23 protein-coding genes are annotated in these 21,944 nt (G+C 56.2%); 9 read left to right on the forward strand and 14 right to left on the reverse strand.

The window, feature by feature from the left end; translation table 11 throughout:
* Positions 1 to 105 precede the first annotated feature (105 nt).
* Entirely contained in the window at positions 106 to 999 is an 894-nt protein-coding gene (locus CCX46_RS18285) for a LysR family transcriptional regulator (protein WP_238704349.1), read from the reverse strand.
* An 85-nt stretch (positions 1,000 to 1,084) separates the two neighbouring features.
* Between CCX46_RS18285 and CCX46_RS18290 the strand changes: the two genes are divergently transcribed.
* The gene (locus CCX46_RS18290; protein ID WP_127928672.1) at positions 1,085 to 1,861 is read left to right on the forward strand and encodes an NAD(P)H-dependent oxidoreductase; all 777 of its coding nucleotides are present in this window, start codon (positions 1,085 to 1,087) and stop codon (positions 1,859 to 1,861) included.
* Positions 1,862 to 2,197: 336 nt separating this feature from the next.
* Here the strand turns inward: CCX46_RS18290 and CCX46_RS18295 are convergent, their stop codons facing one another.
* The 4 genes from CCX46_RS18295 to CCX46_RS18310 form a co-directional block, all read right to left on the reverse strand.
* Complete coding sequence (locus CCX46_RS18295) at positions 2,198 to 3,217, reverse strand: AbrB family transcriptional regulator (RefSeq protein WP_127928674.1); 1,020 nt, start codon at positions 3,215 to 3,217, stop codon at positions 2,198 to 2,200.
* Between the two features lie 50 nt (positions 3,218 to 3,267).
* Positions 3,268 to 3,903, reverse strand: a complete 636-nt coding sequence (locus tag CCX46_RS18300) for a hypothetical protein (RefSeq protein ID WP_127928676.1) — start codon at positions 3,901 to 3,903, stop codon at positions 3,268 to 3,270.
* A gap of 84 nt (positions 3,904 to 3,987) precedes the next feature.
* Positions 3,988 to 4,410 carry an HD domain-containing protein gene (locus CCX46_RS18305; RefSeq protein ID WP_127928678.1) on the reverse strand — a complete coding sequence of 141 codons (423 nt, stop codon included), beginning with the start codon at positions 4,408 to 4,410 and terminating at the stop codon, positions 3,988 to 3,990.
* A gap of 15 nt (positions 4,411 to 4,425) precedes the next feature.
* On the reverse strand, positions 4,426 to 4,815 hold the full coding sequence (locus tag CCX46_RS18310) for a hypothetical protein (protein WP_127928680.1): 390 nt from the start codon (positions 4,813 to 4,815) through the stop codon (positions 4,426 to 4,428).
* 165 nt (positions 4,816 to 4,980) lie between these two features.
* On the opposite strand from CCX46_RS18310, the gene CCX46_RS18315 reads away from it, so the two are divergent.
* Positions 4,981 to 5,412: a hypothetical protein gene (locus CCX46_RS18315; protein WP_127928682.1), complete on the forward strand. Its 432-nt coding sequence runs from the start codon at positions 4,981 to 4,983 to the stop codon at positions 5,410 to 5,412.
* A 77-nt stretch (positions 5,413 to 5,489) separates the two neighbouring features.
* On the opposite strand, the gene CCX46_RS18320 is transcribed toward CCX46_RS18315, so the two are convergent.
* Entirely contained in the window at positions 5,490 to 5,774 is a 285-nt protein-coding gene (locus CCX46_RS18320) for a hypothetical protein (protein ID WP_127928684.1), read from the reverse strand.
* 567 nt (positions 5,775 to 6,341) lie between these two features.
* Here CCX46_RS18320 and CCX46_RS18325 point away from each other — a divergent pair.
* Complete coding sequence (locus tag CCX46_RS18325; protein ID WP_127928686.1) at positions 6,342 to 6,632, forward strand: fructose-bisphosphate aldolase; 291 nt, start codon at positions 6,342 to 6,344, stop codon at positions 6,630 to 6,632.
* A 158-nt stretch (positions 6,633 to 6,790) separates the two neighbouring features.
* Positions 6,791 to 7,078: a hypothetical protein gene (locus tag CCX46_RS18330; protein ID WP_127928688.1), complete on the forward strand. Its 288-nt coding sequence runs from the start codon at positions 6,791 to 6,793 to the stop codon at positions 7,076 to 7,078.
* A gap of 59 nt (positions 7,079 to 7,137) precedes the next feature.
* On the opposite strand, the gene CCX46_RS18335 is transcribed toward CCX46_RS18330, so the two are convergent.
* From CCX46_RS18335 to CCX46_RS18365, 7 genes are all read right to left on the reverse strand, one after another.
* On the reverse strand, positions 7,138 to 7,812 hold the full coding sequence (locus CCX46_RS18335) for an MAE_28990/MAE_18760 family HEPN-like nuclease (protein WP_127928690.1): 675 nt from the start codon (positions 7,810 to 7,812) through the stop codon (positions 7,138 to 7,140).
* Positions 7,812 to 8,855, reverse strand: a complete 1,044-nt coding sequence (locus CCX46_RS18340) for a DUF262 domain-containing protein (protein ID WP_127928692.1) — start codon at positions 8,853 to 8,855, stop codon at positions 7,812 to 7,814. Before CCX46_RS18340 ends, CCX46_RS18335 begins: the two co-directional genes overlap by 1 nt.
* Position 8,856: 1 nt before the next feature.
* On the reverse strand, positions 8,857 to 9,915 hold the full coding sequence (locus CCX46_RS18345) for a DNA cytosine methyltransferase (RefSeq protein ID WP_127928694.1): 1,059 nt from the start codon (positions 9,913 to 9,915) through the stop codon (positions 8,857 to 8,859).
* Between the two features lie 192 nt (positions 9,916 to 10,107).
* Complete coding sequence (locus tag CCX46_RS18350) at positions 10,108 to 10,656, reverse strand: cupin domain-containing protein (protein WP_007950154.1); 549 nt, start codon at positions 10,654 to 10,656, stop codon at positions 10,108 to 10,110.
* Between the two features lie 369 nt (positions 10,657 to 11,025).
* The gene (locus CCX46_RS18355; protein WP_123594283.1) at positions 11,026 to 12,309 is read right to left on the reverse strand and encodes an NAD(P)/FAD-dependent oxidoreductase; all 1,284 of its coding nucleotides are present in this window, start codon (positions 12,307 to 12,309) and stop codon (positions 11,026 to 11,028) included.
* A 49-nt stretch (positions 12,310 to 12,358) separates the two neighbouring features.
* A complete protein-coding gene (locus tag CCX46_RS18360; RefSeq protein WP_127928696.1) occupies positions 12,359 to 13,849 on the reverse strand; it encodes an aldehyde dehydrogenase in 1,491 nt (496 codons plus the stop codon).
* A gap of 267 nt (positions 13,850 to 14,116) precedes the next feature.
* Complete coding sequence (locus CCX46_RS18365) at positions 14,117 to 15,493, reverse strand: glutamine synthetase family protein (protein WP_007918694.1); 1,377 nt, start codon at positions 15,491 to 15,493, stop codon at positions 14,117 to 14,119.
* 282 nt (positions 15,494 to 15,775) lie between these two features.
* Between CCX46_RS18365 and CCX46_RS18370 the strand changes: the two genes are divergently transcribed.
* The 5 genes from CCX46_RS18370 to CCX46_RS18390 all read left to right on the forward strand — a co-directional run bounded on the left by CCX46_RS18370 (position 15,776) and on the right by CCX46_RS18390 (position 21,087).
* Entirely contained in the window at positions 15,776 to 16,537 is a 762-nt protein-coding gene (locus tag CCX46_RS18370) for a gamma-glutamyl-gamma-aminobutyrate hydrolase family protein (protein WP_127928698.1), read from the forward strand.
* A 370-nt stretch (positions 16,538 to 16,907) separates the two neighbouring features.
* Positions 16,908 to 18,050, forward strand: coding sequence for an ABC transporter ATP-binding protein (locus tag CCX46_RS18375; RefSeq protein ID WP_007919249.1), 1,143 nt, complete (start codon positions 16,908 to 16,910; stop codon positions 18,048 to 18,050).
* Positions 18,051 to 18,079: 29 nt separating this feature from the next.
* Positions 18,080 to 18,961, forward strand: coding sequence for an ABC transporter permease subunit (locus tag CCX46_RS18380; RefSeq protein ID WP_410479230.1), 882 nt, complete (start codon positions 18,080 to 18,082; stop codon positions 18,959 to 18,961).
* Entirely contained in the window at positions 18,958 to 19,833 is an 876-nt protein-coding gene (locus tag CCX46_RS18385) for an ABC transporter permease subunit (RefSeq protein ID WP_127928702.1), read from the forward strand. Before CCX46_RS18380 ends, CCX46_RS18385 begins: the two co-directional genes overlap by 4 nt.
* Positions 19,834 to 19,989: 156 nt before the next feature.
* A complete protein-coding gene (locus CCX46_RS18390; RefSeq protein WP_007919260.1) occupies positions 19,990 to 21,087 on the forward strand; it encodes a polyamine ABC transporter substrate-binding protein in 1,098 nt (365 codons plus the stop codon).
* A 236-nt stretch (positions 21,088 to 21,323) separates the two neighbouring features.
* Here CCX46_RS18390 and thpR read toward each other — a convergent pair whose 3' ends face one another.
* On the reverse strand, positions 21,324 to 21,845 hold the full coding sequence (thpR, locus tag CCX46_RS18400; protein ID WP_127928704.1) for an RNA 2',3'-cyclic phosphodiesterase: 522 nt from the start codon (positions 21,843 to 21,845) through the stop codon (positions 21,324 to 21,326).
* Positions 21,846 to 21,944 lie beyond the last annotated feature (99 nt).

Below are 21,944 nucleotides of genomic sequence, written 5' to 3' on the forward strand. Positions count from 1 at the left end.
CACTCTAAAAGGCTCAGGATGAACACCTCATGAATCTCAATTTTGCGTTTGCGTGCATGATCGTCGTGTCGTTTGCGATTGCCCTCGGCCACGCCTGACAGTGCCTCATACCGACGCCAACAAATGCTCACGCAGCCATTTATGCGCCGGATCGCGGTGCGAACGTTCACCCCAGAACATCGCCATCTCGTAGCCCGGCACCTCCAACGGCACCTCGACCACTTGCAACGCCGGGTTGCCACGCACCAGGCGTGACGGCAGCATCGCCACCAGATCGGTGCTCGCCAACACCGACATCGCCATCAGAAAGTGCGGCACCGACAACACCACTTTTCTCATCAGCCCGACATCGGCCAACGCCCGGTCGGTCACCCCGAAAAAGCCCCCGCCCTCGCGCGACACCATCACGTGCTCCAGCGCGCAGAACTGTTCGCGGCTCGGCGCCTGCATCAAACCTGGATGCCCGACTCTACCGGCCAGCACATAACGCTCGGTGAACAGCGGACGTCGATGCAACTCCGGCGGCGCGTCTTCGCTGATGTGCAGCGCCAGATCGAACACGCCCTGCTCGGCCTGTTTGACCAGATGCGCCGGCGTCAGATCGATCACCGCCAGCCGCGTGCCCGGCGCCTGTTCACGCAAACCGCCCAGCGCTGGCAACACCACCGTCGACTCGCCGTAATCCGTCGCGGCGATTTTCCAGGTGTGCGTCGCCAGCGCCGGGGCGAACGCACTGGCCGGCGCCACCGCCCTCTCCAACGCTTCCAATGCCTCGCGCAACGGTTCACGCAATTCATCGGCGCGCGCCGTCGGGCGCATGCCGCGCGGTCCAGGCAACAACAGCGGATCACCAAAGATGTCGCGCAACTTGGCCAGATGCACACTCACCGAAGGCTGCGACAGGTTCAGGCGCTGCGCCGCGCGGGTGACGTTGTGCTCCGACAGCAACACATCGAGGGTCAGCAGCAGATTGATATCCAGCCGTCTCAAATTATTCATGGCTATACCAGACATATCAGACATTCATTTCCAATATACCGGTTGAACGCCGATCCTGCAGTCACTCAGCTAACGGAGCTTCAACATGAACGTGCTACTGGTTTACGCCCATCCAGAACCGACTTCCCTCAACGGCTCGCTGCGCGACTTCAGCGTCCAGCGCCTGCAAGCCGCCGGCCACACCGTGCAGGTCTCCGACCTCTATGCAATGAACTGGAAAGCCAGCCTCGACGCTGACGATGCCCCGCAGCGCGATGCGACTAAACCGTTCCACGCCTCCCTCGACTCGAAAATCGCTTACGCCGAAGGCACCCAGGCTGCCGACATCGCTCGCGAGCAGGAAAAACTGTTGTGGGCGGATGCGCTGATTCTGCAGTTTCCGCTGTGGTGGTTCACCATGCCCGCCATTCTCAAAGGTTGGGTCGATCGGGTATACGCCTACGGTTTTGCCTATGGCGTCGGCGAACATTCCGACAGTCGTTGGGGCGAGCGTTATGGCGAAGGGAAAATGAAAGGCAAACGGGCGATGTTGATGGTCACCACTGGCGGCTGGGAATCGCACTATGCGCCGCGTGGGATTAATGGGCCGATGGATGATCTGCTGTTTCCGATTCAACACGGGATTTTGTACTACCCCGGTTTTGAAGTGGTGCCACCGTTTGTGGTGTATCGGACTAGTCGGATGGACGCTGCGCGCTATACCGAGACTTGCGAGGAATTGGGGCGGCGGCTGGATGAATTGTGGAGTGCGCGGCCGATCGGGTTTCGGCAGCAGAATGCGGGGGAGTATGAAATCCCTGCTTTGACGTTGAAGAGCGATATCGCGCCGGATAGCGAAGGCTTCGACGCACACATCCGCTAGCGCCGCATCGACCACGTAGAGCAAAAGCCCCTCACCCTAACCCTCTCCCATAGGGAGAGGGGACTGACCGAGTTGTTTTTTCGAGCTACGCCGACCTGGTATATCGAGCCGAACTAAAGTTTTGAACAGCCCACAATCGGCTCCCTTCCCCCCTCGCCCACCTGGGGGAGCGGGCTGGTTTTTTTTCGAGCTACACCGACCTGGTATATCGAGCCGAACTCAAGTTTTGAACAGCCCACAATCGGCTCCCTTCCCCCTCGCCCCCCTGGGGGAGAGGGCTGGGGTGAGGGGGATGGATCTAACTGACACACCGCAACACATTGGCATCAGCTCGAGTCATGTTTCCTCGCGCGCCCGTCGCACCTGCACCAACAACGCCGGGGCAAAATGCAGCAACACCATCCGGCTCAAATGATGAGTCAGGATAAACACCACATTCAGCCCACCACCAAACGCGACAATCGCAATCGTCTCAATCGCACCTGGCATGTACGCCAGCCACAGCGACAGCGGATCACTGCCCAACCAGCGTGCTGCGACTTCAGCAAATACTGCAGCAACCACGATCATCAAACCGACCGAGACCAACGCCGTGCGGCCGTGACGCCCCAGCTCCGCGACACCCAGCCCCTGAAAACGTGAACCGATCCGCACGCCGAGAATCAGCGCCGCCAGATTCAGGCTCCAGTCCGGCATATGAAAACCGTGCAGCCATCCCGCTTTCACAAACACCGCCGTGATGATGATCGCGGTGAGCATGAACGGCGCCGGCACGCCGATCACCAGCAGCAAGCGTCCGAGCAGTACACTCAGCGCAATCACCGAACACGCGGTCAGCGCCATGCCCGTCGTCAATGGGTCACCATCGGCAACCGCGATGGCCGCTTGGCCGGGAATCAGGAAACTCACCAGCACGGTAATCAGCAGCAAGCGCATCAGGTGCACGATGATGACCTTGCTCGACGCCTTTTCCGACTCGAGTAAATCGAATACTGCTGCCAGCGCACCGGGATAAACCGCCAACAGCGCATCGGTGCGATTCCAGCCCGCGCCGCGTGTCAGCCACCATCCGGCCAATGCGATCTGCACTGCCAGGCAGATAAGCAACACGCCGAGGCTCGGCAACATCGTCGAGGCCGTCGCGCTGTCCCACGCTTCAAACATGAGCCCGGTGGCGATGCCCAGCGTGACCTGGATGTAACCCAGTCCATAGGGGGTTGCCGGGGCGATACCGGTTTTACTGGCGAACAATGCGGTAACGACGATCGAACCCAGCAGCAGGCCATGGGGTACGCCTTCGAACTGCAACAGTGCGCCGAAACCAGCCGCAATCAACAAACACAGAATAGATTTCATCAATCCTCCATCGACTTGAAAGTGTGACTTACGTCGTCTGAACCAATGAGTCAGGATGTACTTTCATGGCGCGTGATCGATGGTTTCTTCGGTGTTTGCGCAACCAGTATTCTGCGGGTGTGCTGTTCCTGTGACTGAACCAGCTTCTCGCCCTTGATAATCTTCAGGCATTCAAGCAACGAGCTGACACCAAAGAAACCCGCGACCGGCACGGTGATCCCCATCCAAAAGGCGAATTTCGGTTCAAGCCCCATTGGCTGGATCAACAGGAGTGGAGACATCGCAATAGCGGACCACACGATATACAGGGTGAAACTCCAGGCTTTTCTCCAGATCCTGGAAAAACGCTTTCTATACTTCGGGCGGAAATCAATCCTGTGGCGCTCGACATCAAGCTCAACGTACTTTCTGGAAAGCACATAGTCCCTGAGGTTTCTGGCCGGATTAACGAGGGAAATCAGATACGCGACATCGGCGGGATTGATCGTCGAAGTACCCGCGATAGCCAGGTAGCCGCGCTCCCTGACCAAAAGAGGTAAATCAGGATTCTGCTCAATATCCTTCAACACCTCTTTAGCGACCCGGTACTCCTCCGCAAGCCGGCTTTTGCCCATAAACGATAATTCGCGAATCACCTTTGTCGCAGCAGCGACGACTCCGATTACCGTCAGTAGCTGAACGATCATTGCAAACTCCATCCTTGGTTCCTCCCTCTGTGCCTTGCATGGCAGTAAATCGATCGGGAAATGACCTGAGCGGGCAATCCCCTGTTAACCGCGCAACCGTCCCATTGCCCGGCGGTATTTTTCGACCCGTTCCAGATCCTCCCAGCTCGGCGAGGCAATCCGCGACAGGTCGCTGTTCTCTTCCAGATCCGCCAGCTTCACCACCCGACCGATCGGGTTCTGTGCGGCGCGGTCGACGAAATCCTCGTAGGACTCGCCCGGCACTTTGCTCACCGACTCAATCGCCGTCAGCACCTCTTCGCTGAAACCTTCCTTGCGCAAGTCATCGAGGCTGACACCGCAATCCTCAACCACATCGTGCAGCACGGCGACGATGCGTTCTTCCAGCGTGCTCATGCGTAACATGACTTTCAGCGGATGCAGAATGTACGGCGCACCGCCCTTGTCGACCTGCCCGGCGTGGGCCGTGGCGGCGATGGCGATAGCACGTTCGAGGGTCTGGGTCATGGGATTCTCCGAGGGTTAAACGCCGTAGCGGCCGCCGACGTGGATGTTGCGTTTGAGCCAGTTGCCGATTGCCTTCAGCCGTCCGACTGGTTTGGCTGGTCCGGAATGACGCTGAAGAATCAACGACACGATGGTGATTTGGTCAGCTTGCGGATCGGTATCGATTATCTCAGCGACCCAGGCGCAATCCGCCTTTCTCAGATGCTCACGCCACTCACCGGGCCAAGCGTCCAGCTCATCCAGCGCCAACCACCGCGCACCGCCCTGCTCGGCATGCCCGCCACCTATTGACTGCTCGAAACACAAAGGCGTAGCCGGCCGGGACAGGTCGAGGCTGAAAATGTAAACGTCGTGGGTTTTATGTTGCGGTGTGGGAGCGTTGTTGCGGCTGCCGATAACCATCATGGCGATGTTCCAATCCTTGGGCGCTGAATGTTTCCGATTGTTTCGCAGTGTACGCCACGGGAGCAAATCAAAAACCCGATGGAACCTCCCTCCTCCACAGAATCTCGAATCTGTATCAGCGCCAAATCACCGATCAGACACGGCGCCATTGGAGAGGAAACCCCGATGAACATTCGCTTCCTGTTTCTGATCGCCACCTTCGCCGTCATCCCCACCTGCGTCATGGCCGAAGGCTGCAACGTCCAGACCCAATCCTCCAGCGCCTCGGTGCCTGCGGTGGAAACCCACAGTTGCTATGAATACGAAGGCATGCCGGTCAACTCAATCGACTGGTCGTGCAGCAACGAAAGCAAAGACATGCTCAGCAGCACTAAAACCAAGGTCGAACACTGTGCCGATCACTACCAGGCCACGTGCATCGCCACCATAACCCAGGAATCCCTGGCCAATCCGCACTCCACCAGCAAAGACAAGAATGCCAAGGCATTGAACATCCCCGACAAAGCCCAAGTGACCACGTATTACTACGACGTGGAGCATTTGGCCCAGGCGCGGATTGATTGTGAGAATGGTGGCGGGCATTGGAAAACCAAGTAAACGACTGATATCCATGCTTGCGACAGACAAAGAAAAGCCCGGCTTAAAAAACCGGGCTTCTTAGTGCGCAATATCCCTTAACCACCGCCGTTACCACCACTGCTGCTACCGGACGGTTGACCCGCTGGGCTGGGTTTGGAGGCAGAAGGCACCGGCCCATTGTCGGTCTTGCCACCATCACCACCCTTGGGCAGCGAATTGGCATCCGGGTCGGCATTGGTGGCTGGAGACGCCGGTTCACGCGTCTGGCTGTTGCCGTCGTTCGCTGTCGGAGTCGGCGTTTCGCCAGCCGCGATCGCGTACAGCGAACTGCCGGACAGCAACGCCGCGAGGGTAAACGCCGCGATTTTATGGTTCAGCATGGTGGCTCTTCCTTTGCGTGGGGAGTTACAGCATTGGAAGAAGGTGTGCGGCGAAGGTGCGGTGCACCAGACGAATGGTTATCGCCCAAAAGGTTCGCACCATTTCGATGTCTGAAAACTTCGTAGGAAAACACCCCATGTGGCGAGAGAGCTTGCTCCCGCTGGGCTGCGAAGCTGCGCCAAAACCGGATAGTCCGTTTCTCCCACACATACCGCACGCCCCGAATTACGACGGATGTGTCGCCGAGCGGGAGCAAGCGCCCTCGCCACGGGTACGGGTTTCACGTCCTACAGGTCGGTTGTGGCTGGTGAAATTGATGCCTAGAGTGAGTCCGTCGCTGACCACAGTCAGCGATGGGTTTCGCAGCCCTAACGAGAAATTGGCTAACACCGTCTAGCGACAATTCTGGCAAAATTCGCCAGCATTACGTTTTATGGCGGTTGTGTGCGGGAGACTTTCGAGTCTGCCGAGTCTGGTTTCTCCTCGGTCTGCGAACCCGCTCACAACCGCCACCCATCTTGTTTCGCAGCAAAACGGTGGCTCATTTTTACTGAGAGGCCTTTGCTATGACGATCAAAAAACCGCTCCACCAGTACGCCCACATGTCGCACCCAGCCACCGACCACCCAGTCCTCCTCATCGATGCAAACGCACCACTACGCGACCTCCACGCCTGCGCCGCCGAACGCCTCAACGCAGTCCTCAAATACCTCGACCTCGTCACGTGCATCCGCCTCTCCGACCACGCAGAACATGACATCAACACCGTGACTAACATCGCTAGGATCATGGTGCAGGATGTAAGTGATGTGTTTAGGGTGATTGAGCAGCGGGGATATAATGCTCCAAATATTTAAATATGAAAATATACGCGCAGTACCTAGAACTTAGCCCTAACGTCCATTCGAGAACCATCGAAACTTATTGGAAGGAGTTGCATTTGTTTGCAGATATTTAAAACTCACGAACCAATTAAATAAAATCGCTGATATTTATTTGAAAAAGAGGAAACAAGATGCGCTGGATTAGCATAGAGCAAGCCGAGCGAAAGAAAATTCCAGAATGGGCAAGAAGCATTGGTATAACCGATGATGGACGAGTCTTTGTACCAGCAGCGATCGGTGGTACTGAACAGGAGGTTTACCTCTGTTTAGCCTATGATGGCACGGAATGCGTGCAATACCTGAAGCACTATTTCGTCCCCGTCGACTGGATGGCATCAGAGTTCCCTCACACAAAGGAACTTTGCCACCAGATGCTAATGACAGCCCAGCGAATTTTAAGAGAAAGCAAAAGAACTTGATAAATAAAGGGTTGGAGATGAATAGATATCAGCAAAACCATCCCCAGCCCAACCCAAAACTAAACAGCTACGCAATATTTAGCACTGACCAGATATTCTGTCACATTAGAAACATAGGCATCGAGGAATTCAAAAACCTTCTCCATCGCACCTCTTAGCTCTGATGGAGTGGAGTCTTTACCAACCTCCGAGAATGATTTGTTACCGTGGGCAAGCCAATTCCTATTATCTTTTACTCTTTTCAGATCTCGACCGTCGGCAATTGTATCGATCCCGTATTTTCGACAAACAGAGCGAACCCCTTCAGCATCCAAGTTTCCTGAAACACCAGCAATAAAATCTTGAAAAGCCGGACTGCTCTCGCTCTTACAAAGACAATAAACCTCATAGACCTTACTTATCAATGAATCACGCGGGGTCGCTGTAATAGATTCATGATGAGAGTACCACCATATCTCTTGAAGCTTTTCATTTAAATCTAGAAAAGAAAGCCCCTCATCGCTAATCTTGTGATATATGCTACGCACCCCCTCCCTAACCGTAGCCTCAACCAAGTTATAAAGAACCAAATAGAATGTAGCCTTCAGCGTAGTGGCTTCTAAAGCGCTAACCTCGTGCAAGCCACCATCATCATTTGTGAGCTTAATATTATCCCCACTAACAAAAGATGCCAATTTCAGATATGAACGAATCTCTAACTTTCTTTTTTCATATTCCTCAATAAAATGATTCACTACATCACCCCATTGAGTATGAAATTTTTCACAAAATCAATTCTCGCACGAAGTCGCGGCCCAGAATTACTCCCATGAGAAGTTGTTAGAACTAAAAACTCCTTACTCGAAGTAAGCGCGCCGCCGTCAATAAGGGCAAGATCAGGATTCTGCCTTAAAGCCAAATTAGTCCCGATAGCCAGCGCTTCAAACCGAACTCTAGGAGTAGATGTTGCAGTAGAGGACTTAGCAAAGCCGCCTTCAAAAGAACCCTCAACAAAAGCTAGCATATTTTTAAAACTGGACCATAGCGCTTCCTCACTATAATCTGTTGAATTCATCTCAACCAAATACTCATTCAAGAACCCTTTAACACTGTGTTTGAACTCTGTATAACGATCACTGTATGCAAAATATCGCAACACCAACTCTTCACGCTCACGACGAGACTTGGAACTTTCAGATATTGGACAAAGCTTATTAAACTGTTCATCGTGAGCACAACGCTCCAGAAATGTAGAGAACTTACCTGAATAAGCTCCTCGCCTAATCTCAGAAGCTTTCAGTTCTTGGCTCCCGGTATTGATTCGCTCAAACATATCCAGTCGAACACTTAAGCTCACAGAAGCAGGAAGCACTACCATTCTCATGGTGCGATCTAAAAACTTATTCTGTTGCGATGATGGAAGATCCTTGAAATAAAATCCATCTAGAAGATCCAACCTATCGAGATCCTTAAGTTGGTGCTCATTATCTATAAACTGCTTTAGAGTTTGTATTCTCTGCGCACCATCAAGAATCTCTACGGTACCATCTTCGCATTGAACCCCAAACATGAACGGAATTGGCAACCCCATCAGAACAGACTCAATAAACTTAGATTTCCTGTGATTATGCCAAACAAAGTTCCTTTGATACTGGGGAACAAATAGCTTCCCCTCATTGAACCTCTTAACAATCACTTCCACGACATACTCTTTGGTATCGTAAGCAATAGTAGATTGAAAGCTAGATATTTGCTCATCAACCAACACCAAATTATCTATAAGTATTTCAATCTGCATCTTATCGTCCTTGCGTGCTTAAAATAAATCGTCTAGATAAAGCAGGTGGAACCGCGTTGCCAATCATTTTTTGCAACTCGGATCTTTTAGTCACACCTGAGAAGTCCAACCAATCAGGCAGCCCTTGAATTCTAGCAGCTTCATGTGGAGTGATAACTCTTTTCTGTAACGGGTGGAGAAACCGTCCCTGCCCCATAGAGCCAAATCCACCAGTTATTGTTTGCGCCACGTCATCCCACCTCAACCGCCCATACATTGACTTATACGAGTGCTGACCTTGGTGACAAGGAGGACGAAGCTCATTTGGAAGATCATAACTATCAGTGGAATATAAATAATCAGCACGAACTGTATTTGTCGCACTCATTTTTGAGGGAGAATTAAAAATATCACTTCTATCAATATCGATAAGATCATGCAATACATCTGAAAGAATCGCAGCCTCATCGGTGTAGACACCATCAATAACATTGCAGAGATCACCTGCTAAACTACCAACAATAACGTGTCGCTTTCGACTTTGAGGCACACCCAATCTTATAAAATCGATTACAAGCTCGTCTACCTCGTAACCGTAACTACGAAGCAAATCCTTAGATCGCTCAACCACACTTTCTTTCGAATGAATTACAGAAGGAACATTCTCGATCAAAAAATACTTCGGCATACTTAGCTTTATAAACTTTATAGTTTTAAGATAAAGCGCATTTCTTGGATCACTCCTCCTACTATGATTATTTAAATTCGAGTGCCCTTGACACGGAGGCCCAGCAAAAAGAAAATCAACCCCCCAGTACTTACTAGAAATTAACTTTTCAAATCTCGAAGACATACCATGAAAATCATCATCAACCATCTGAGATATATCACCCTGATAGTAATCTCCGATTCTGCTTGAAAAATTCTCATTATAAAACTTTGATACCGCGGCATCCATATCACAAGCAAAGGCGAGCTCACAAGTTAGTCCCAACTCGTCTGCTGCCTGAATCGCCCCGACAGTTAGGCCGCCCAGGCCACAGAACAAGTCTATAACCTTCATTGATACTTCTGTATTCAAGAGAATGTATCCATGCTTTCTACCTTTGCCACTGAGTTCAACTTTAACCAACCTTTTTCAAATACTTGCAACCAAGAAATTTTCAAATACGACAATTTCACTAGAGCTTGCCACTGCCACAAAATTGGCGGCGCCTTCTCAAACCACAACCACGGTCAACATATCTACTATATTTCGAAAAACATTGCCCTCTCAAAAATTCGCCGGCGTATTCGCACTAATAATCTCCGCCTCATCCGCCCCGATATTCCGAAACTTATGCGGCAGCGTCGTCGGAAAGTAATACCCATCCCCCGCATTCAACACACTCACCGACCCATCAACGGTCAACTCCACCGTGCCACGGGTGACAAGCCCACACTCCTCGCCCTCAGCATGCACAATCGGCTCTTCCCCCGAACTCGCGCCCGGTGCGTATTGCTCGCGCAGCAAGCGCATCTGGCGGCTGGGTACGGAGGCGCCGATCAGTAGCAGGCGCAGGCCGTGGCGGCCGAGGTCGGGTTGTTCGTTGGCGCGGAAGACGTATTGGTGTTCGCGCGGGGGTTGGTCGAAGGTGAAGAAGTCGGCCAGGGACATCGGTATGCCTTCGAGCAGCTTTTTCAGTGAGCTGACGGAGGGGCTGACGCGATTCTGTTCGATCAGGGAAATGGTGGCATTGGTCACGCCGCTACGCCGGGCCAGCTCGCGCTGGGAGAGTTTGTAGCTTTCGCGTACTAGTTTGAGTCGAGAACCCGTATCCATGACAGCCTTATGTGAGTAGTACTTAAGGGTAATGGGGGTGGGTGGCGGGTGCCGCGCGAGGGGCGCGGATCACGTTGCTCCCGTGTCCCGGAACCGTGAAAGGCGGCTATTAAATCACGTTTGCCGGTGTTGCTCAGCAGGTTCGATGGACGGTGGGGCAAAAGTCCTTCTTGCCTTGGTAATGCAGTCCTGTAGGAGTGAGCCTGCTCGCGATTCGGTGGCACATTCAACATTATTTTTGACTGGATGGCCGCCTTCGCGAGCAGGCTCGCTCCCACAGTTGGACATCTGGGTGTCAGTGAGATCGGTGGTGTTGCTGCAGCATTAAAAAACCGGCGGGGTCTTGGGGACCGCCGCCGGGGAGGTAACTTAGAGGCCGAAGCGGTCGCGCAGTGAGTAGTAAACGGCGCCGAGGGCGGTCAGTGGGGCCGAGAACGTGCGGCCGCCGAGCATTGGCATGTGCGGCAGCGATGCGAAGGCGTCGAAGCGTTCGGCGTCGCCGCGGATCATTTCCGAGATCAGTTTGCCGGCCAGGTGCGAGCAGGTGACGCCGTGGCCGCTGTAGCCTTGCATGTAGTAGGCGTTCTTTTCGATGCGGCCGAATTGCGGCATGCGGGACATGGTCAGCAGGAAGTTGCCGGTCCAGCGGTAGTCGATCTTGACGTCTTTGAGCTGCGGGAAGGTCTTGAGGATCTTCGGGCGGATCAGTTGTTCGATGTCGTCCGGTTCACGCGCGCCGTAGACCACACCGCCGCCGTACAGCAGACGGTTGTCGGCAGTCAGACGGTAGTAATCCAGCAGGTAGTTGCAGTCTTCGACGCAGTAATTGTTGGTGATCAGGCTGCGTGCCTGTTTCTCGGTCAACGGTTCGGTGACGACGATCTGCGAGCCGCACGGCATGCTTTTCGCGGTCACGCGGTTGTCGAGACCTTGCGGCAGGTAGGCGTTACCGGCGATCAACAGGTACTTGGCGCGGACCTGGCCTTTGGCAGTGCGCACGACGTTGGGCTCGCCGTATTTGATTTCCACGGCCGCCGATTGCTCGTAGATCTTGCCACCCAAACGTGTGATCGCAGCCGCCTCACCGAGCGCCAGGTTCAGCGGGTGAACGTGGCCGCCCTGCATGTCGAGCAGACCACCAACGTAAGCATCGGAGCCGACTTCGCGACGAATGTCAGCCGCGTCGAGCATCTTCAGATTGCGGTTGCCGTAACGTTCCCAACCGCGCTTCTGCTCGGCCAGACCGTTGAGTTGTTTCTTGTTCATCGCTGCAAAGATACCGCCCGGGCGGTAGTCGCATTGGATGTCGTATTCCTTGATGCGCGAACGAATGATGTCGGCGCCTTCGAAGATCATGCTGCCGAGGATTTCCGCAGTCTTGTCGCCGTAGCGCTCTTCAATCACATCGACGTCGCGGCTGTACGAGTTGACCAGTTGACCGCCGTTGCGACCGCTGGCGCCGTAGCCGACTTTGGCCGCTTCCAGCACCGTCACTTTGTAGCCGGCTTCGGTGAGGAACAGCGCCGAGGACAGGCCGGTGTAACCGGCGCCGATGATGCAGACGTCGCACTCGACCGACTCTTCCAGAACCGGAAAGTCGATGACTTCGTTGCGGGTGGCGGCGTAGTAGCTGTTTACGTGTTGCTGTTTCATACGTTTCTCCGAGGGCCGCCCATAAACGGCGACCACCGCTGTAATAGAGTCAGAGCTTGATCCAGGTCGCTTTCAGCTCGGTGTACTTGTCGAACGCGTGCAGCGATTTATCGCGGCCGTTGCCCGACTGCTTGAAGCCACCGAACGGTGCGGTCATGTCGCCGCCGTCGTACTGGTTGACCCAGACGCTGCCGGCACGCAGGCCTCGGGCGAAGGTGTGCGCCTTGCTGAGGTTGCTGGTCCAGACGCCGGCGGCGAGGCCGAAGATGCTGTCGTTGGCGATCTGCAGTGCTTCTTCCGCAGTGTCGAAGGTGATCAGCGACAGCACCGGGCCGAAGATTTCTTCCTGAGCGATTGTCATTGCGTTGGTCACGCCGTCGAAGATTGCTGGCTGCACATAGAGGCCACCGGTTTCTTCAAGCGTGCGTTGACCGCCAGCAATCAGCTCGGCGCCCTGCTCGCGACCGATGCTGATGTAGCGCAGCACGTTGTCAAGTTGACGCTGATCGACCACGGCACCGACGGTGGTTGCCGGATCGAGTGCGTGACCCGGTTTCCACGCTTGCAGCGCTTCCACCAACAGCGGAATGAACTGCTCGCGGATCGAACGCTCGACCAGCAAGCGCGAACCCGCCGTGCACACTTCGCCCTGGTTGAACGCAATGGCGCCGGCCGCTGCTTGTGCTGCCGCGCGCAAATCCGGTGCGTCGGCAAACACCACGTTCGGGCTCTTGCCCCCTGCTTCGAGCCAGACGCGTTTCATGTTGCTTTGGCCTGCATAAATCATCAGTTGCTTGGCAATCGCCGTGGAGCCGGTGAAGGCCAGCACGTCGACGTCCATGTGCAACGCCAACGCCTTGCCGACGGTGTGACCGAAGCCTGGCAGGACGTTGAACACGCCTTTCGGAATGCCGGCATCCAGTGCGAGCTGGGCGATGCGGATCGCGGTCAGCGGCGATTTTTCCGAAGGTTTGAGAATGAACGAATTGCCCGCTGCCAGCGCCGGGGCGAACTTCCAGCTGGCCATGATCAGCGGGAAGTTCCACGGCACGATGGCCGCGACCACACCGGATGGCTCGCGAGTGATGAGGCCGAGTTGATCGTGCGGTGTGGCGGCGACTTCGTCGTAGATCTTGTCGATGGCTTCGGCGCTCCAGCGGATCGCGTTGGCGGTCGCCGGGATGTCGATGCTCATCGAATCGCTGATCGGTTTACCCATGTCGAGGGTTTCCAGCAGCGCCAGTTCTTCCTGGTGCTGCTGGATCAGATCGGCGAAGCGAATCAGGATGCGCTTGCGCTCGGCCGGGGCTTTTTTCGCCCAGATGCCGGACTCGAAAGACTGGCGCGCGACTTCAACGGCGAGGTTGGCGTCGGCTTCATCGGTGCTGGCGACGGAGGCGAGGAAACGGCCGTCAACGGGGCTCAGGCATTCGAAGGTATCGCCACTGATGGCCGGGCGGTATTCACCGTTGATGAACGCGCGGGCTTCGATGGTCAGGGACTGGAAGCGTTGTTCCCAGTCGTTGCGGGTCGTTGTCATTGTTGTGGCTCGACAAGGGGAATTGGGGGTGTCGGGGTGTTGGGTCTGGCTTGAGATGGCGGCCCTCACCCTAGCCCTCTCCCAGGGGTAGAGGGGACCGACCGAGTTGTCTTGGGAGATACACCGACCTGAACGACCGAGTCGATTATGGATTCGGCAAAAATCGTTCAGGTCGGCGGATTGCCCGAGCATTCCCGAATCAGTCCCCTCTCCCTCCGGGAGAGGGTTAGGGTGAGGGGCTCTTCGGCTTTTGAGGGCCTCAACCCATCACACCGTATGCAGATACCAGTTGTACTCAAGGTCTGAAATCGAGTTCTCGAACTCGGCCAGCTCGCTCTCTTTACACGCGACAAACACGTCGATGTACATCGGGTCGATATAGCGGGCCATGACCTCACTGTCGTCCAGCTCGCGCAATGCGTCGCGCAGGTTGTTCGGCAGGCTCTGTTCGTTCTGCTCGTAGCTGTTGCCTTCCACCGGGGCGCCCGGTTCGATCTGATTGGTCAGACCGTGGTGAATACCGGCCAGCACCGAAGCCATCAGCAAGTACGGGTTGGCGTCAGCGCCAGCAACGCGATGCTCGATACGCACGGCGTCGGCCGAACCGGTTGGCACGCGTACCGCAACAGTGCGGTTGTCGATACCCCAGCTCGGCGAGTTCGGTACGTAGAACTGCGCACCGAAGCGGCGGTACGAGTTGACGTTCGGGCAGAGGAAGGCCATTTGCGCAGGCAGGGTCTCCAGCACACCGCCGATCGCGTGACGCAGTGCGGCGTTCTGCTCGGGATCCTCGCTGGCGAAGATGTTGTTGCCTTCTTTGTCCAGGATCGAAATGTGTACGTGCAGACCGTTGCCCGCCTGGCCCGGATACGGCTTGGCCATGAAGGTGGTGTCCATCTCGTGGTCGTAGGCGATGTTCTTCACCAGACGCTTGAGCAGGACGGCGTAGTCGCACGCCTTGATCGGGTCGGAGACGTGATGCAGGTTGACTTCGAATTGCGCCGGGGCGCTTTCCTTGACGATCGCGTCAGCCGGGATGCCCTGCTCTTTCGCGCCTTCGAGGATGTCTTGCAGGCAGTCGACGTATTCGTCGAGATCGTCGATCAGGTAAACCTGAGTCGATACCGGACGCTTGCCGGACACCGGCGAACGTGGCGATTGCGGACGACCATTAACGTTGTCCTGGTCGATCAGATAGAACTCGAGTTCGAATGCCGCGCAAATAGTCAGACCGAGGTCGTCGAATTTGCGCACGACGTTAGCCAGCACTTCACGCGGGTCAGCGAAGAACGGCTGGCCTTCGATCTCGTGCATGGTCATTAGAAGTTGTGCGGTTGGGCGCTTCTGCCACGGCTCGATGCTCAGGGTGCCGGGAATCGGATAGCAGATGCGGTCAGCGTCGCCGATGTCCAGACCCAGGCCGGTGCTTTCCACCGTGGAGCCATTGATGTCGAGGGCGAAAAGCGAGGCAGGCAGGTTGATGCCTTTCTCGTAAACCTTATGAAGACTGGTGCGTTCGATGCGCTTGCCGCGCACCACACCGTTCATATCCGCAATCAGAAGGTCGACGTACAAAACCTCAGGATATTTCTTAAGGAATGCGTTTGCTTCGTTGAGTTGAACGGTACGCAGAGGGACCGACATGATGCACCTATTTAGCTGTTAATTATTATGTTCACTTCTGTTTCGCCGAGCCAGTCAACCCGAACGGCAAAGTGAAGTCAATAGCGAACAGATAGCCGCTCAGGGTTTATTTTTCGGGCTTTTTTTAACACTTGCGTGCCAATGCAGGCGCCGAAGCCCCGGAAATCATGAAGATAGGATGAACGGCGTTTAGAATTTTTTACATGGCAGTTGTTAATTAAAATCAACGAGGCTAAGCTCCGGAAAAGCTCGTTCAAGTGTCAAACTTCGAGGTGAATAAAAATGGCATTCAAGCCATTGATCGGCGTTACTGCGTGCGTCAAACAGATTGGCCTGCACCCCTATCACATCAGCGGCGACAAGTACGTACGTGCTGTCAGCGTTGGCGCTGAAGGGTTGCCAGTGGTCATTCCTTCCCTTGGCAACCTGACTGAAATCGAAGACCTGCTCGGTCAACTCGACGGACTGCTGCTGACCGGCTCGCCCTCGAATGTGGAACCTTTCCACTATCAAGGCCCGGCCAGCGAACCCGGCACGGATCACGATCCGGCGCGGGATGCCACCACCCTTCCTTTATTGCGTGCAGCCATCGCGGCGGGCGTTCCGGTGCTCGGCATTTGCCGGGGCTTCCAGGAAATGAACGTGGCGTTCGGCGGCAGCCTGCATCAGAAGGTGCATGAGCTGCCGGGCATGCTTGATCACCGTGAAGCCGATAGCCCTGATGTTGCCGTGCAATACGCACCGGCCCATGCGGTGACCGTGCTTGGTGGCGGTGTATTCGAAGCGCTGGAGTTGCCGGGCGAGTTCCAGGTCAACTCGATTCACAGCCAGGGCATCGACCGCCTCGCCCCCGGCCTGCGTGCCGAAGCGGTGGCGCCGGACGGTTTGATCGAGGCGGTCTCGGTCGAGCACAGCCCGACCTTCGCCCTCGGCGTGCAATGGCACCCGGAATGGCAAGTGCTCGATAACCCGAACTACCTGAAGATTTTCCAGGCATTCGGCGAGGCTTGCCGGCAACGGGCGGCGCGGCGCAACCAGCGCTGACACAACCCAAGAATACGTAACGATTTACTGCCCCCACGGACGTCGGGTGTGCCTGCGCACATCCGTCATTTGTGAACAGCAACACCCGTAATAACAACAAGTACGACCCAGGCAGCCAGGACGGCGGCGCCGAACAAGCCGGATCGGTACGGGTAATGCCAGTCAGGTAAACGCATTTCCCCTGTGGGAGCGAGCCTGCTCGCGAAAGCGGTGTATCAGCTAACAATGATGTCGACTGACACTCCGTATTCGCGAGCAGGCTCGCTCCCACAGGTTCTGCGCCATAGCTGACAGGCATCCCGTACAGGCTTGCAATCCACTTAAGCCCGGCCACATTGGCCCGGCGAACGAAACCTGTTGGGAGTTTCACATGGCAAACGCCTCCAGCACTTACAGGAAGGCACTTGAAGGTCATCAGCAACCGAAAAAGGTGCTGGTGAAAGTCGATCGTGTCACCAAGAAGTTCGACGAAACCGTGGCCGTGGACGATGTGTCCCTGGAGATCCATCAGGGCGAAATCTTCGCCCTGCTCGGTGGCTCCGGTTCGGGCAAATCGACCCTGCTGCGCATGCTCGCCGGTTTCGAGCGCCCGACCGAAGGGCGGATTCTGCTCGACGGCGTGGACATCACCGACATGCCGCCGTACGAGCGGCCGATCAACATGATGTTCCAGTCCTACGCGCTGTTCCCACACATGACCGTCGCGCAGAACATCGCCTTCGGCCTCAAGCAGGACCGTTTGCCCGCCAGCGAAATCGACGCCCGTGTCGATGAAATGCTGCGTCTGGTGCACATGACTCAATACGCCAAACGCCGTCCGCACCAGTTGTCCGGTGGTCAGCGTCAGCGCGTCGCCCTCGCCCGCTCGCTGGCCAAGCGTCCGAAGCTGTTGCTGCTCGACGAGCCGATGGGTGCGCTGGACAAAAAGCTGCGTTCGCAGATGCAACTTGAGCTGGTGCAGATCATCGAACGCGTCGGCGTGACCTGCGTGATGGTCACCCACGACCAGGAAGAGGCCATGACCATGGCCGAGCGCATCGCGATCATGCACCTCGGCTGGATCGCTCAGATCGGCAGCCCGGTCGACATTTATGAAGCACCGGTCAGCCGCATGGTCTGCGAATTCATCGGCAACGTGAACGCCTTCGACGGCACCGTGGTGGAAGACCTTGAAGGTCACGCGATCATCCACAGCCCGGACTTGCAGCAGAAGATCTACGTCGGTCACGGCGTCAGCACCTCGGTGCAGGACAAGTCGGTCACCTACGCGATCCGTCCGGAAAAAATGCTCGTCAGCACCACCCAACCGGAGTTCCGCTACAACTGGTCCGAAGGCAAGGTGCATGACATCGCCTACCTCGGCGGTCACTCGGTGTTCTACGTCGAATTGCCCGGCGGCAAAATCGTCCAGTCGTTCATGGCCAACGCCGAACGCCGTGGCGCGCGCCCGACCTGGGACGACAAAGTCTACGTCTGGTGGGAAGACGACAGCGGCGTGGTACTGCGCTCATGAGAACCTTCAATCAGCAATTCCTGCGCCTGGTGCCCAGCGGGCGAAAACTGGTGATCGGCATTCCGTTCATCTGGCTGTTCCTGTTCTTCATGCTGCCGTTCTTTCTGGTGATGAAGATCAGCTTCTCGGAAGCCGCGCTGTCGATCCCGCCGTACTCGGAGATCTACACCTACGCCGAACAGAAATTCCAGCTGCTGCTGAACATCGGCAACTACACCATGCTCGGCGAAGACGAGTTGTACCTGTCGGCGTACCTCGGTTCGCTGAAGGTCGCGGCGCTGAGCACGATGATGTGTCTGCTGATCGGTTTCCCGATGGCCTACGCGATCACCAAGACCGGCAAGGAAACGCAAAACGTCCTGCTGCTGTTGATCATGATGCCGACCTGGACCGCGATCCTGATCCGCGTTTATGCGTGGATGGGCATCCTCAGCAACAACGGTTTGCTCAACGGGTTTCTGATGTGGACGGGGCTCACCGATCACCCGATCGAGATCCTCAACACCAACACCGCCGTCTATATCGGCGTGGTCTACGCCTACCTGCCGTTCATGGTGTTGCCGCTGTACGCCAACCTCGTCAAGCACGACGGTAGCCTGCTGGAAGCCGCGCAGGATCTGGGTTCGAGCAACTTCAACAACTTCTGGAAAATCACCGTACCGCTGGCCAAGAACGGGATTATTGCCGGCTGCATGCTGGTGTTCATTCCGGTGGTCGGTGAGTTCGTGATTCCGGAACTGCTGGGTGGCCCGGAGACCCTGATGATCGGTCGCGTGCTGTGGCAAGAGTTCTTCAATAACCGCGACTGGCCGGTGGCGTCTGCCTTGGCGGTGGTGATGCTGTTGATCCTGATTGTGCCGATTCTGCTGTTCAACCGCAGCCAGGCCAAAGAGATGGAGGCACGGGGATGAAACGCTTCGGTTTTTCCAAGTTCATGCTGATCTTCGGTCTGATGTTCATTTATCTGCCGATGTTGATTCTGGTGATCTACTCGTTCAACGCATCCAAACTGGTGACGGTGTGGGGCGGCTGGTCGGTGAAGTGGTACGTCGGTTTGCTCGACAACACGCAACTGATGGGCTCGGTGGTGCGCTCGCTGGAAATCGCCTGCTACACCGCGATTGCCGCCGTGGCGTTGGGCACCCTCGCCGCTTTCGTGCTGACGCGAGTGACACGCTTCAAGGGTCGCACGCTGTTTGGTGGTCTGGTCACTGCGCCGTTGGTGATGCCTGAGGTGATCACCGGTCTGTCGCTGTTGCTGCTGTTTGTGGCCATGGCGCAGTTGATCGGCTGGCCGCAGGAGCGTGGCATCGTCACGATCTGGATCGCCCACACCACGTTTTGTGCCGCTTATGTGGCGGTGGTAGTCTCCGCCCGCCTCCGCGAGCTGGACCTGTCGATCGAAGAAGCAGCGATGGATCTCGGTGCGAAGCCGTTCAAGGTGTTTTTCCTGATCACCATTCCCATGATTGCGCCGTCGCTGGCCGCGGGCGGGATGATGTCGTTCGCCTTGTCGCTGGATGACCTGGTGTTGGCCAGCTTCGTCTCCGGCCCGGGTTCGACCACGTTGCCGATGGAAGTGTTCTCGGCCGTGCGTCTGGGTGTGAAGCCTGAGATCAATGCCGTAGCCAGCCTGATTCTGCTGGCGGTTTCCTTGGTGACCTTCCTGGTCTGGTACTTCGGCCGCAAGGCAGAAGCCAACCGCAAAAAAGCGATTCAGGAAGCGATGGATCAGACCGCGAACGAGTCGTGGCAACCACAGCAACAAGCTGCCACCGCTTGACCCTGTAGGAGCTGCGGCACGCTGCGATCTTTTGACGCTGTTTTTGAAGATCAAAAGATCGCAGCCTCGTTTCACTCGACAGCTCCTACATAAGCAGGCGCTGTTAACCGAGTTTTGGCTTTGTGTTTTTTGAATAAAAAGAATGGAGTTGTACCGATGAAAATGTTTGGCAGGACTCTGCTGACACTGTCCTTAATGGGCGCAATGGTCATGGGCGCCCAGGCCAACGACAAGGTGCTGCGTGTTTACAACTGGTCCGATTACATCGCGCCGGACACCGTCAAGAAGTTCGAAGACGAGACCGGCATCCGCGTGACCTACGACGTCTTCGACAGCAACGAAACCCTTGAGGCACGTTTGCTGGCGGGCAAATCCGGTTACGACCTGGTCGTGCCGTCAAACAGTTTCCTGGCCAAGCAGATCAAGGCCGGCGTCTATCAAACGCTGGACAAATCCAAGCTGCCGAACTGGAAGAATCTCAACCCGGTGCTGCTGAAAAACGCCGCCGCCAGTGATCCGGACAACGCCCACGCGTTCCCGTACATGTGGGGCTCGATCGGCATCGGTTTCAACCCGGCCAAGGTCAAGGAAGTGCTCGGCGCCAACGCCCCGACCAACTCCTGGGACTTGCTGTTCAAGCCGGAAAACGCTGAAAAGCTGAAAGCCTGCGGCATCAGTTTCCTCGACTCGCCGACCGAAATGATCCCGGCCGCCCTGCACTACCTGGGCTACCCGGTGAACGACAAGGACACCGCACACATCAAGGAAGCCGAGGCGCTGTTCATGAAGATCCGCCCGAACGTGGCGTATTTCCATTCTTCGAAATACATCTCCGATCTGGCCAACGGCAACATCTGCGTGGCGGTCGGTTACTCCGGTGACGTGCTGCAGGCCAAGGCCCGCGCGGTGGAATCCGGCAACAACGTAGTGATCGACTACAGCATTCCCAAGGAAGGCGCCGGCAGCTTCTACGACATGGTCGCCATCCCGCGCGATGCCGCCAACGTCGACAACGCGTACCTGTTCATGGACTTCCTGATGCGCCCGGACATCATCGCCGAGATCACCAACAGCAACGGCTACAGCAACGCCAACGCGGCGGCTACGCCATTGGTGGATGAAGCGATCCGCAACGATCCGGGTTCGTATCCGTCGCAAGCGGTGATGGCGACGTTGTATGCGGTGCCGGATCAGCCGATTGCTACGCAGCGAATCATGACCCGTGGCTGGACCCGGGTGAAGCTCGGTAAGTGAGCCGATGATCGTTCCCACGCTCCGCGTGGGAACGCAGTCCGGGACGCTCTGCGTCCCAAAGCGTGACGCGGAGCGTCACAAGAGGCGTTCCCACGCAGAGCGTGGGAACGATCAGTGTAAAAATTTCCCGTTCACGCAGCGCCTTACCACCGCTGCACCCTGCTATGAACGGCCTCACCTGGCTCCCTCGGCTCAGGTGAATTCTCAGGCGCCTTCGGGCGCCTTTTTTTGTGCCTTCAGATCAGCGGCCAATCCTGCAGGATCCGATAGCGGCCCTTGTGTGATTCGAACAGGGCGAAGCGTTCGGCACGCAGGAAAAACTCCGGTGGCGTAGCGGATTCCGGCTCCGGCGCGCGGTAGTCTCTAGCCAACGTCAGGTGCGGGCGAAACTCGCGGGGGGTCTCTTCAAAGCCAAACGGCAACATCGCCTGTTCCAGCCCGTAGACCAAGCGCAGCAACGCCTGCGGAGCCTGCTCCGGCGCCAGCGACAACACCCCGGCGCGATGCCAGACCTGCAAACGATCCAGCGAAATCTTCAACGCCTCTCCTGGCGTACGCACTTGCCCGGCCGCCTCGCAGACCTCGTTGATCTGCGCCAATGGCACCGCGCCGAGAAACAGCAGCGTCAGATGAAAATTGTCGGCCGGCACCGGTTTGCCGGTTCGCAACCCCAACTCCCCGCGCCATTGAGCAATCGCCTTGCGTTGCGCCGACGGGCAGTCGAGGGCGAAAAACAGCCGCTTCGCTTCATCGGTCATGGCCCTGCTCCCCTGTTCATAGTGATCCGCCGGATTCTACACAGCCTGATCTGACGACTCGTGACAGGAAGCTATAGTTCAAGGATTGCCATCAACCGG

Origin of the sequence: Pseudomonas sp. RU47 (assembly GCF_004011755.1) — a bacterium.
Classification (GTDB): Bacteria; Pseudomonadota; Gammaproteobacteria; order Pseudomonadales; family Pseudomonadaceae; genus Aquipseudomonas.